The organism is Pedobacter sp. (genome assembly GCF_965279535.1).
Taxonomy (GTDB): Bacteria; Bacteroidota; Bacteroidia; order Sphingobacteriales; family Sphingobacteriaceae; genus Pedobacter.
Genome location: NZ_OZ257244.1, coordinates 2362982 through 2374772 on the forward strand (window position 1 = coordinate 2362982; position 11791 = coordinate 2374772).

Annotated in this window: 10 protein-coding genes; 2 read left to right on the forward strand and 8 right to left on the reverse strand. The window is 38.9% G+C overall.

Annotated features, from left to right (window positions below; all coding sequences use genetic code 11):
- Nucleotides 1-211 precede the first annotated feature (211 nt).
- On the forward strand, nucleotides 212-790 hold the full coding sequence (locus ACQY77_RS09395; RefSeq protein ID WP_421938237.1) for a thermonuclease family protein: 579 nt from the start codon (nucleotides 212-214) through the stop codon (nucleotides 788-790).
- A 64-nt stretch (nucleotides 791-854) separates the two neighbouring features.
- Nucleotides 855-2159 carry a cryptochrome/photolyase family protein gene (locus ACQY77_RS09400; RefSeq protein ID WP_421938236.1) on the forward strand — a complete coding sequence of 435 codons (1305 nt, stop codon included), beginning with the start codon at nucleotides 855-857 and terminating at the stop codon, nucleotides 2157-2159.
- On the opposite strand, the gene ACQY77_RS09405 is transcribed toward ACQY77_RS09400, so the two are convergent.
- From ACQY77_RS09405 to ACQY77_RS09440, 8 genes are all read right to left on the reverse strand, one after another.
- Entirely contained in the window at nucleotides 2149-3051 is a 903-nt protein-coding gene (locus tag ACQY77_RS09405; protein ID WP_421938235.1) for an FKBP-type peptidyl-prolyl cis-trans isomerase, read from the reverse strand. The two genes, ACQY77_RS09400 and ACQY77_RS09405, sit on opposite strands and share 11 nt — an antisense overlap.
- 5 nt (nucleotides 3052-3056) lie before the next feature.
- Nucleotides 3057-3533, reverse strand: a complete 477-nt coding sequence (locus ACQY77_RS09410; RefSeq protein ID WP_421938234.1) for an FKBP-type peptidyl-prolyl cis-trans isomerase — start codon at nucleotides 3531-3533, stop codon at nucleotides 3057-3059.
- Nucleotides 3534-3710: 177 nt separating this feature from the next.
- Nucleotides 3711-5504 carry an acyl-CoA dehydrogenase family protein gene (locus tag ACQY77_RS09415; RefSeq protein ID WP_421938233.1) on the reverse strand — a complete coding sequence of 598 codons (1794 nt, stop codon included), beginning with the start codon at nucleotides 5502-5504 and terminating at the stop codon, nucleotides 3711-3713.
- Nucleotides 5505-5709: 205 nt separating this feature from the next.
- Nucleotides 5710-6885 carry an acetyl-CoA C-acyltransferase gene (locus ACQY77_RS09420; protein ID WP_421938232.1) on the reverse strand — a complete coding sequence of 392 codons (1176 nt, stop codon included), beginning with the start codon at nucleotides 6883-6885 and terminating at the stop codon, nucleotides 5710-5712.
- A gap of 70 nt (nucleotides 6886-6955) precedes the next feature.
- Nucleotides 6956-7312 carry a four helix bundle protein gene (locus ACQY77_RS09425; protein WP_421938231.1) on the reverse strand — a complete coding sequence of 119 codons (357 nt, stop codon included), beginning with the start codon at nucleotides 7310-7312 and terminating at the stop codon, nucleotides 6956-6958.
- A 126-nt stretch (nucleotides 7313-7438) separates the two neighbouring features.
- Nucleotides 7439-9844 (reverse strand): 3-hydroxyacyl-CoA dehydrogenase NAD-binding domain-containing protein, encoded by a 2406-nt coding sequence (locus ACQY77_RS09430; RefSeq protein ID WP_421938230.1) that lies wholly within the window; start codon nucleotides 9842-9844, stop codon nucleotides 7439-7441.
- 1 nt (nucleotide 9845) lies between these two features.
- Nucleotides 9846-10280: a MarR family winged helix-turn-helix transcriptional regulator gene (locus ACQY77_RS09435; protein WP_421938229.1), complete on the reverse strand. Its 435-nt coding sequence runs from the start codon at nucleotides 10278-10280 to the stop codon at nucleotides 9846-9848.
- 135 nt (nucleotides 10281-10415) lie between these two features.
- Complete coding sequence (locus ACQY77_RS09440) at nucleotides 10416-11735, reverse strand: DUF6089 family protein (protein WP_421938228.1); 1320 nt, start codon at nucleotides 11733-11735, stop codon at nucleotides 10416-10418.
- Between the last annotated feature and the right edge of the window lie 56 nt (nucleotides 11736-11791).

Consider the following 11791-nt stretch of genomic DNA (forward strand, 5'->3'; position numbering starts at 1 on the left):
CGCCAAAATGTTTAAATATTATGAAAACCCTCTCCCTCCTCTTTCTCTTTTTAATCAACACTACTTGCACTGATCCCAAAACGGTGTACATTTGCGGCAGTGGCAAAACCCATAAATATCATTTAACAGATAAATGCAGAGGTTTGAACAATTGCCAGTACAAAATTTTACAAACAACTTTAGATAAAGCGAAAAAAGAGGGCAAAACCTTATGTGGTTGGGAAGACTAATTTTAATTACATCACTTTTATATTTCAATCCTGTTTTTAGTCAGTTCAAGAGTAATGAACAAGTACAATTAAACTTAAAAAATCAAACTTTTGTAGCGAAGGTGATCGGCATTTCAGATGGCGATACAATGGAAATTTTATATCACAATGCACCCATAAAAATACGTCTTGCACATATAGATTGTCCGGAAAAAAGAGGCGCACAGCCTTATGGAAATAATGCAAAGAAATCGTTATCTGATTTATGCTTTGGACAGCGGGTAACAGTTTATGGGCAAAAGTATGATCGTTACCGCAGATTGATTGCCATTGTTAAAACCAATAACAATCGGGTTGTTAATGAGGAAATGATTAAGCAGGGAATGGCATGGCATTTTAAGAAATACTCCCATGACGTTACTTATGCCAATCTGGAAATCAAAGCCAGAAAACAAAAAATAGGGCTTTGGAGAGATCCAAGCCCTATCCCACCCTGGGAATGGCGTAAAACGAAACACAAAAAAGCGATTTACAGGGTTTCCTTTGCGGAGACGCTAAACCCTCAAGGGGTAAGAAATTAATACCGTTTTTGCTTTTCTGTTGTTAAGTTTGTTACCTGACTAAAACATTATCCTTACATAATAAATGAAGAAGAGCTGCAATATCCTTTGGTTCCGTCGCGATTTACGATTAGACGACAATGCTGCACTGTATCATGCACTTAAGGGAGAACTGCCGGTTTTACCACTATTTATTTTTGATCAAACCATACTGGCTCAACTTCCAAAAGATGATGCACGGGTAACTTTCATCTATGAAGCGATTGAAAAACTTAAGTCTGCACTTCAAAAACAGGGTTCAGATCTTTTGGTAAAATATGGTAAGCCTGAAAAGATTTGGCCAGAGGTTTTGGAGGAATATGAGGTAAAGGCAGTATATACCAACCGGGATTATGAGCCCTATGCCCGTGAACGCGACGATCAGGTAGCAGAATTTTTAACAAGCGAAAAAATCGCTTTCTTTACTTATAAAGATCAGGTTATTTTTGAAAAGAACGAGGTTTTAAAAGCCGATGGAACACCTTATACCGTTTTTACACCTTATTATAAACAATGGCAGGCTAAGCTAAATAATTTCTACTTTAAGCCTTATCCTGGTCAAAAGTATTATAAAAACCTATTTCAAACTAAACACCTGCCCATACCTACACTGGCAAACATGGGGTTTGAGAAAAGCGAACAGCAGTTTCCTAAGTTGAGCTATCAAACTAAATTGGAACACTATGCTAAAGAAAGGGATTTCCCGGCACTGGATAGCACAACCCATATCGGAATCCATTTAAGATTTGGCACCTTAAGCATTAGAAAGGCTGTTGCAGATGCGCTGGAACATAAGTCGTATGTTTGGTTATCAGAGCTGGCCTGGCGTGAGTTTTACATGATGATTTTATGGCACTTCCCTTATTCTGCCTTTGGTTCTTTTAAAAGGCAATATGATAAAATCAGGTGGCGAAACAATGAAACCGAATTTAAGGCCTGGTGTGAAGGAAATACGGGTTATCCAATTGTAGATGCAGGCATGAGACAACTAAATGAAACAGGCTGGATGCATAATCGGGTAAGGATGATCGTAGCCAGTTTTCTAACCAAACACCTATTAATTGATTGGCGCTGGGGTGAAGCCTATTTTGCAGAAAAACTATTAGACTACGAAATGGCGAGCAATGTAGGAGGCTGGCAATGGGCAGCAAGTTCTGGCAACGATGCTGCACCTTATTTCAGGGTTTTTAACCCCGAATTACAGATGAAGAAATTTGATCCAAACTTCGAATACATTAAAAAGTGGATACCAGAATATGGCACAAAAAAATATGCCCAACCAATAGTTGAGCATACATTCGCACGCGAAAGGGTGCTTAAAGTTTATAAAGAAGCTTTATCTAGTTCGTAACGCTAACAATTTCCAAATCAAAATCCAATATGGCATTTGCAGGAATTACACCATCTGGAAGTCCGGTTGAAGCACTGATACTTCCACTAGATCCATAAGCCAAATCTGAAGGGATAATTATCCTGAATTTCGCTCCTGCAGTGTACTTGGGAACAATTTTTCCCCAGCCTTTAATTACGTTTGCTAAAGTAATAGAAAAAGTTCCGTCTGTTGAAGAATCAAAAACGGTTCCATCCACAAAACGGCCCGTATATTTGAATACAATGGTACTGTTTTCATCAATTACATCTGTACCTGTTCCTGGAGTATTAGTAATATAATAAACCCTCGATATATCTTTTGTTGCAGTTAAACCTTTAGCAGCCAGAAAAGCCTGGATTTTCACATCATCCCATTGCCATTGCCTGGTATAAGTAGAAGTAGTAATATAGGTATCGATTATAGCATTTGAAGGCACATTTGGACTTGAGCTACCATTCTTTCCGTAAGCCAGATGAGAGGGCACCAGTAAACGAACCTTTCCGCCAAATTTCAAATTATTTAATGCTTCCGACCAACTTCCATTGAACCTGTTACGCATATAACCTAAATAGGTTCCATCATTGCCATTCGCAGAGGTAGTGTAGTATACAGATCCATCGGTAATTGATTTTTCCTGATAAGTAAATAATACAGAATCTGCATTTTTTATCAAATCACCACTTCCTGCATCTAAAACCTGATAGTAAACGCCAAGGGCATCGCGCTTCATACCGGTAAGATTATTCTTTTTAATATAAGCTGAGATGGCAGCTTCATCGACACTTTCAATAGAATCGTATTCTTTTTTACAAGAATTGAATAGTAAAGTAGAAGCTAAAAGTGTAATGATAGCTAGAGTATATTTTTTCATTATATTTATTGTACGTCTGTTAGTGATATGGTAAAATCTAGAATTGAATTGGCTGGTATACTGCCTGCAGCCGAATTACCATAACCGTAATAAGAAGGGATAATTAACCTGATTTTTCCTCCTTTTTGGATTTTTTGAATACCAATTTGCCAGCCGGGAATTACTTGTCCAAGTGCAAAAGTAGCAGAAGTTGAGCTATCGAACTTGGTTCCGTTTAATAGCTTCCCTTCATATGAGGTTGTTACTTTTGTTGCCGCATTATAGGTTACACTTCCAGTACCCGGCTCGATAATCTGATAAAAAATACCATAAGAATCTTTTAAAGCAGGGATATTGTTGGTGGTTATAAATGTGCGTATTGCCGCTGTATCTGCTTTGAACTGCGGAGTAGGATCATACTCGTCTACATTAGTAGATTTTTTACATGCCGCAAAGCAGGCAACTAAAGCAACGAGCAGAAAGATGTATTTAAACTTTACCATTATCCGCAAAAATAAGCTTTTAATACGGATGCTACAATTTTTAACCTATTTTAACATTAGTTCGTTTGGCAAACTGAACTTGTATAGGGATAGCTGGAGGTTATTAAACCAAAAAAGGTTTAAGATACAGACCTTAATCTTATCTTAAACCTGTTAGTTAAAATCATTTTTTAGAAACTAGTACAAATACTTGTTGGCTTCAATTAGTTTCTGCGCTACCCTTTGGCGTGCATCTTTTACATTAAATGGCTCCATTTTGGTAAAACGGCGCAAACCCACTAACATCATTCGCTGTTCATCTCCTTCAGCAAAAGCCCAAAGTGCTTCTTTTCCAGCTTTGTTTACCGCATCAACTGCTTCAACCAGATAAATACGTAACAAATCTAATTGTGTTACTGCGGCATCTTCGCCTTTTAAGCTTACTATTTTCTCGGTTCTCAGCAAGGCGGATTCGGCAACATAAACATAGCCTGCCATATCTGCGATATTCATTAAAATTTCCTGCTCCTTACTCAAGGTCATCATTAATTTTTGAACCGCAGCACCAGCTACCATTAAGGTTGCTTTTTTCAAATTAGCCAATACCTTTTTCTCGGCTGCAAAAAGTGTATTATCTTCTTCACCAAAGTCAGGAATACTCATTAATTCAGCTGCAACAGCTGTTGCGGGAGTCATTAAATCAAGTTCTCCTTTCATGGCCCGCTTTAACATCATATCTACGGTTAGCAAACGGTTAATTTCGTTTGTACCTTCAAATATTCTATTGATTCTCGCATCCCGGTAGGCACGATCCATTGGTGCATCGGCACTGAAACCCATACCGCCATAAATCTGAACGCCCTCATCCACAGTATAATCCAATGCTTCTGAGCCCCACACTTTCAATATTGCACACTCTACCGCAAATTGCTCTACCGATTTTAAACGCGCTTTCCCCGATTCCATGCCGCCAGCTACCAAAGCATCGTATGTATCATCAATGTTTTGTCCGGCGCGATAGTTTGCTGCATCAACTGCGTAAATCTTAGATGCAGCCTCTGCAATTTTATATCGGATGGCACCATATTTTGAAATAGGCCTGCCAAACTGGATCCGTTCATTTGAATAATTGATAGCGGTATTCAATGTCGCTTTAGAGGCACCAATAGCAGCTGCTGATAACTTAATCCTGCCAATATTTAAAATGTTTACTGCAATTTTGAATCCGTTCTCTCTATCGCTGAGCATGTTTTCAACTGGTACAGGACAGTCATTGAAAAATACCTGACGGGTTGAAGAACCTTTGATACCCATTTTGTGTTCTTCCGGGTTCATGGTAATGCCTCCAAAATCCTTTTCTACTATAAATGCTGTTAAATTGGCATCATCATCTATTTTGGCAAAAACAATAAATATGTCTGCAAATCCACCATTGGTAATCCACATTTTTTGTCCATTAATAATGTAATGCTTACCATCATCGCTCAGCTTAGCTTTGGTTTTGCCCGAATTCGCATCTGATCCAGAATTAGGTTCTGTTAAACAATATGCGGCTTTCCATTCTCCAGACCCTAATTTTGGGATATATTTTTCTTTCTGGGCATCATTACCGTAGTATAAGATGGGTAAAGTACCTATTCCTGTATGTGCAGAAAGTGCAACGGCAAAGGAATGGCCAGCTCCCACAACATCCGCTACCAACATAGATGTGTTAAAGTTTTTGCCAAAACCACCATATTGTTCCGGCACAGAAACGCCTAATATACCCAGTTCTCCAGCCTTTGTTAATAAGGTGGGCATCAATTCTGGATCTTCCTGCTTGTCTATCTTATCCAAATTAGGATAAACTTCAGCCTCCAAAAAATCACGACAAGTTTGTGCAATCATCTGTTGCTCTTCGTCAAACTCTTCCGGAATAAATACATCCTGGTAAGCGGTTTCTTTAATTAAGAATTCTCCGCCTTTAATTGTCTTTTTTTCAGTTGTTTCCATTTTGTCAGTATCTAGTAGCGAGTATCAGGTATCAAGACATAGTCTCAGTCCATAACAATCGCGGTTGTTAGTTTTAGTAATAAGTGGCAACGGGTACGAAGTAGCAAAGTTGAGTGATTGTTCTAGTTTGTACCAGGAAGCGATTTAGTTTTTTATTTATGCTTATCATCTTGATATTCGATACTCATATCTTGCTACTATATCACTAAAGCAATTCAAAAATCCCTGCTGCACCTTGCCCGGTTCCTACACACATGGTAACCATGCCGTATTTCTTGTTTTGCCTTTTTAGTTCATTCATAATTTGAACCGTTAGTTTAGCCCCCGTGCATCCCAGTGGATGTCCGAGTGCAATTGCTCCGCCGTTTACATTGATAACTTCTGGATTTAGATCCAGGGTTCTGATAACCGCCAGTGATTGTGATGCAAAAGCCTCATTCAACTCAATCAGATCGATATCTTCTTTTTTAAGACCTGCTTGCTTTAAGGCTTTCGGTATAGCCTCAATTGGTCCGATACCCATTATTCTTGGTGGTACACCTGCAATACCATAACTTACCAATCTGGCAATTGGCTCTACATTCAACTCCTTCATTTTCTTTTCAGAAACCACAAGCACAAACGCTGCACCATCAGAAGTTTGAGAAGAATTCCCTGCCGTGATACATCCATTAGCATCAAATACGGGCTTTAATTTGGCCAGTTTATCCAAAGTGGTATCTGCTCTCGGCCCTTCATCAGTATCTACCACATAAGAGCGGGTTTTCTTTTTAAGGTTTTCATCCAGGTAATTTTCATTTACCGTAATTGGCAGTATTCCATCTTTCAAATGACCATTTTTTATGGCATGTACAGCTTTTTCATGTGATTTCAATGAAAAAGTATCCTGATCTTCCCTACTTACATTGTATTCCCGGGCTACGGCTTCTGCAGTTAAGCCCATCCCCCAATACCAGTCGGGATTGTTTTTGGCAACGTCGGCATTCGGCACCAGTTTCCATCCGCCAAATGGCATTCCACTCATTACCTCAACACCGCCTGCGATAATACAATCAGCCATTCCGGCTTTAATTTTGGCCACGGCTGTTGCAATTGTATCTAAGCCTGAGGCACAATAACGGTTAACTGTTACGCCGGGAACTTTATCGGTGTCAAGGCCCATTAGCGAAATCATCCTGCCAATGTTCAACCCTTGTTCAGCTTCTGGGGTAGCATTACCCACAATTACATCGTCTATTTGTTCTTTATCCAAATTCGGAACCGATGCCACTAAAGCACGAATGACTTCTGCTGCTAAATCATCAGCTCTGGTAAAACGGAATACACCTCTAGGGGCTTTCCCCACTGCTGTACGATATCCGGCTATAATATATGCTTCCATATTCTTTTAGTATCTAGTAGGGAGTATCAAGTATCAAGACAGATCTTAATACCGGAACATCGCCAAGTCTTTACTTATTTGTTAACTTTCTTTCTAAAGCGCAAACCATTTTCTGAATTTCAATTGTTCTATCAATTAGGTCTGTAGCAAATGTATCATCAAGCAATTCAAGTCTTTTCGCAAGGATAAGTTGTGTTTCCAATTCAAATGCTGAACCTTGACTAATGGACAAAAAATACTTAAACTGAGCAGAACTCCCTCTTCCCGATCCTTCCGCAATATTTGAAGATATCGAAATCGCACATCTTTTCATCTGCGAAACTAAACCGTACTTTTCATCTGATGGAAGACAAGCTATTACTTTATAAATCGCAATCGCTAAATCCATAGACTTCTGCCAAACTTTCAACTCTTTAAAATTATGCATACCTGATTATATAAAATTAAAAATCAAGTAGTTAATTATGATATTTATAAATTGTTTCCAACTTTCATTCTCCTGCCTCGGGATCAATATCTTGATACCTGATACTCCAATCTTGCTACTAAGAAATTAATTCCTCAGTGGTTTACCTTTTGTAATAATGGATTGGATTCTTTCCAAACTCTTTCTTTCTCCTGCCAATGATAAAAAGGCTTCTCTTTCTAAATCTAAAAGGTATTGTTCTGTAACTTCGGTAGGGGCTGATAAATCACCGCCACACATCACATAGCCTAGTTTCTCGGAGATTTTCTTATCGTGTTCGGAGATATAATGACCAGAGTACATGCTATTTGCTCCAGCGTACACGATACCTAAACCCTGCTTACCCAGCACCTTAATGTCGTTGCGTTGCACCGGTTTAGTGTAACCGGCATCTGCCAGTTCAATTGCTTTGGCTTTAGCATCTGCCAATAAGCGATTGCGGTTCATGGATATAGAAAATTTATCTTTTTGCAGATAACCCAGCTCGTAAGCTTCATAACCTGAAGTAGAAACTTTGGCCATACCAATGGTTAAGAATCTTTCTTTAAGTGCATTTTGTACAATCTGGTCGTCCTTAAACTCATCCGATGCGCGTAAAGCAAATTCCTTTGTTCCGCCACCACCAGGGATCACGCCTACACCAAACTCTACTAAACCCATATAAGTTTCGGCAGAAAGCTGGACGTGATCGGCATGAAGACTAAACTCACACCCGCCACCCAATGTAAGGTTATGAGGCGCTACAACTACCGGAATTGAGGAGTAACGAATGCGCATAGAGGTGTTCTGGAACATTCGGATGGCCATATTCAATTCATCCCACTCCTGCTCAACAGCCATCATAAAAATCATTCCAACGTTAGCACCTGCAGAAAAGTTAGCGCCATCATTCCCAATCACCAAACCCCGGTAATCCTTTTCGGCCATATCTATAGCCTTATTTATCCCTGCAATTACATCGCCACCTATGGTATTCATTTTAGTGTGAAACTCCACATTCAAAATGCCATCGCCCAAGTCTATAATAGATACCCCTGAATTTTTCCACAGGGTTTTGTTTTCCCGTAAATTATCTAAGATGATAAACTCATCCGTTCCAGGTAAGGCTTTGTAGCTTTTTGATGGGATATCATAATACTTCTTAGTACCGTTCTCTACTTTATAAAAGGCAGTATTTCCAGCATTAAGCATCTCATGCACCCAGGGAGCAGCTTGGTTACCATATTGCTCCATGCCTTCAATCGCTTCTTTCACGCCAACGGCATCCCAAAGCTCGAATGGTCCCAGCTCCCATCCGAAACCTGCCCGCATCGCATCATCTATTCTATATAATTCATCTGAAATTTCAGGAATCCTATCCGAAACATATTCAAATAACCCAAAGGATGAATGACGAAATAACTCTCCTGCTTTGTCTTTACCTTTAGCAAAAATCTTCATGCGCTCACGCAAATTTTCAACTGGCTTGGTCATTTCAAGGGTAGCTGATTTTACCTTTTGCTGAGGCTTATATTCCAGTGTTTTTAAATCGAGGGCTAAAATTTCAGTCTTACCATCAGCAGATTTGGTTTTTTTATAAAATCCCTGTTTGGTTTTATCACCCAGCCACTTATTTTCTTCCATTTTCTGCACATATGCAGGAAGTTTGAAAAGTTCATGTGCTTTATCTTCGGGGCAATTGTCATATAAGCCTTTGGCCACCTTAATCATGGTGTCCAAGCCCACCACATCAGACGTACGGAATGTAGCTGACTTTGGCCTGCCTAATGCCGGACCGGTGAATTTATCAACTTCCTCAACGGTCAGATCTAATTTTTCGACCAGGTGAAGTAGCGCCATGATGGAATAAACCCCAACACGGTTTGCAATAAATGCAGGGGTATCCTTACATAAAACAGTGGTTTTACCCAAAAACTTATCACCATAATGCATTAAGAAATCTACAATCTCCGGTTGTGTGTGAGGTGTAGGAATAATTTCTAACAACTTTAAATACCTTGGTGGGTTAAAGAAGTGAGTTCCACAGAAGTGGGCTTTAAAATCCTCAGTTCTGCCTTCTGCCATCAAGTGGATTGGGATGCCTGAAGTATTAGAAGTGATCAGTGTGCCTGGTTTACGGTATTGCTCTACCTGTTCAAAAACCTTCTTTTTTATATCAAGATTTTCTACCACAACTTCTATCACCCAATCGTAACCAGTAATTTTCGACATGTCATCATCGAAGTTCCCTGTTTTGATTTTATTTACTACTTTCTTAGTGTAGACGGGGGAAGGGTTGCTTTTGATCGCGGTTTGTAAAGCAGTGTTCACAATCCTGTTTTTAACCACAGGATGTTCAAGCGTTAGTCCTTTTGCCTGTTCTTCCGGACTCAGTTCTTTGGGTGCAATATCTAAAAGCAAAACCTCTACACCAATATTGGCGAAATGGCATGCGATACGCGAACCCATGATTCCAGATCCTAAAACGGCAACTTTGTTTATGCTTCGTTTCATATTAATCAACAGTATATGCGACAGTTATATCATTTAGTTTTATCAATAGGTTGATGAAGGTTTCTTTTTCTTTTTTAGAAAAATGCTCATCCAGGTATTCATTAAATTTGCGAACAACGCCTTTTGCTAATTGTTTTTTTTCTTTACCAAAATCTGTTAAAAAAACCTTTACTGAGCGCTTATCTCCCGCGGAAGTCTCTCTATAAATCAACTTCATTTCTTCCATATTATTCAGCATCCTTGATAAACTGGTTGCCTTCACGCCTAACAATCCGGCCAGGTTGGAAACAGCAGTTCCTTCCAGGTCGTCGATATTGATTAGCATATAACCAATTGCTTGAGTAATCCCAAAACCCGCAGCCATCTGATTATATTTATTAAACATATTTTGCCAGGCGAACTTAACGTGGTAATCTATGGTTTGTTGTTGTTTCATTAAAGAATTTATTATGCTTGCATAACAAAGCTAATGAATGTATTTTGTTAATACAAGTACAATCTGAAGATTTTTTGTCATAAAAAAAGCGTCCTTGAACTTAATCAAGGACGCTTCTTAATATTTTAAAACTGACTAGTAAAGTGTAAACTCTACGCGACGGTTTTGTTGACGACCAGCTGCTGTTTTATTAGTAGCAATTGGTTGACCCATACCGTAACCTGTAGCTTCGATACGAGATGCGTTTGCACCTTGAGAAACTAAGTAAGCTTTTACTGATTCGGCTCTGTCTTTTGATAAACGCAAGTTTAATGCTTTTGAACCAGTGTTATCAGTATGACCGGCTAATTTCAAGCTGAAGTTTTTCTCGATCAATAAAGCTGCTACGCGGTTTAAGGTAGCGTAGGATTTTTGACGGATAGTTGCTTTACCTAAATCAAATTCTAAGTTTTTAATTGCATCAGCAACAACTTTACGATCTGCTTCAGTAACAACAACTTTTTCAACTACTTTTTCAGGAGTTTTCAACGGACAACCAGAACCATCTACTACTGTACCAGCTGGCGTTCCAGGGCATTTATCTAATTTATCAGCAACACCATCACCATCAGAATCTTTTAAGATATCAGCCATTTCTGAACGCAGTTTTGCATTTTCAGATTTCTGCGCATCTAAATCAGACTTTAAAGCATCAGCAGTTTGTTTAGCTTTTACAGCCTCATCGTATGTTACTGCTACCGGATTATGGAAAGCTAATTGTTTTCCTGTTCCTAATGCAAATTCTAAACCAGCGTATGCATAGTTATATTTGTCATTAGATCCTCTGTAATATCCATCTAGGTTATCGCCATCTACGTAATTTATGGTCCAACCTAAATCGAAGTTAATCGCATCAGAGAGTTTGAATTTAGCACCAACACCTACAGGGATGATTAATTCACTGATGGTTTTGTCTCCAGCATAATCAAATGTACCTGCAGCGGTAGTGATTGTTGGTTTATAACCTGCTAAACCGGCACCTACTGAAGTATAAAGTTGTAAAGCATTTTCTTTTTTGAAAAGATCGATGTTGAACAAGTTTACTACTGCATTTAAACTTGCAGAATAAGATAATTCAGTGTCAAAAGCTCTAACAGGAGAATTGTTTACCAAACCGCTTTCATAAGCTTCTGTATTATCTCCTTTTAATTTACCTCTAACTCCGTCTAAACGTAAAGAGAAATAAGGGGTAAATTGCTTTTTGATATATAAGCCATAACCTAAAGATGACTTATTGTTACTGAAATCGTTTTTACCACCTAGGGGCGAAAGTGGGGTTAAAACACCTGCATTTACTCCGATAGACCACGTTCTGAATTTAGTAGCGCTAGTTTGAGTTTCCTGAGCATTTGCAGCTGATCCGACGAATAGTCCGGCTACTGCAACCGGCAATACTTTGAATAATGATAATTTCATAATGTCTTTTTTTTAAAGCGTTTGCTGCATCATCTTCAAGAGCCGTACCAAAGATT

What these genes read in the sequence shown, in the direction of transcription:
- ACQY77_RS09395 (WP_421938237.1), top strand. Translation starts at nt 212, where the DNA reads ATGTGGTTGGGAAGACTAATTTTAATTACATCACTTTTATATTTCAAT.
- ACQY77_RS09435 (WP_421938229.1), bottom strand. Translation starts at nt 10,280, where the DNA reads ATGAAACAACAACAAACCATAGATTACCACGTTAAGTTCGCCTGGCAA.
- ACQY77_RS09420 (WP_421938232.1), bottom strand. Translation starts at nt 6,885, where the DNA reads ATGGAAGCATATATTATAGCCGGATATCGTACAGCAGTGGGGAAAGCC.
- ACQY77_RS09405 (WP_421938235.1), bottom strand. Translation starts at nt 3,051, where the DNA reads ATGAAAAAATATACTCTAGCTATCATTACACTTTTAGCTTCTACTTTA.
- ACQY77_RS09415 (WP_421938233.1), bottom strand. Translation starts at nt 5,504, where the DNA reads ATGGAAACAACTGAAAAAAAGACAATTAAAGGCGGAGAATTCTTAATT.
- ACQY77_RS09440 (WP_421938228.1), bottom strand. Translation starts at nt 11,735, where the DNA reads ATGAAATTATCATTATTCAAAGTATTGCCGGTTGCAGTAGCCGGACTA.
- ACQY77_RS09400 (WP_421938236.1), top strand. Translation starts at nt 855, where the DNA reads ATGAAGAAGAGCTGCAATATCCTTTGGTTCCGTCGCGATTTACGATTA.
- ACQY77_RS09425 (WP_421938231.1), bottom strand. Translation starts at nt 7,312, where the DNA reads ATGCATAATTTTAAAGAGTTGAAAGTTTGGCAGAAGTCTATGGATTTA.
- ACQY77_RS09430 (WP_421938230.1), bottom strand. Translation starts at nt 9,844, where the DNA reads ATGAAACGAAGCATAAACAAAGTTGCCGTTTTAGGATCTGGAATCATG.
- ACQY77_RS09410 (WP_421938234.1), bottom strand. Translation starts at nt 3,533, where the DNA reads ATGGTAAAGTTTAAATACATCTTTCTGCTCGTTGCTTTAGTTGCCTGC.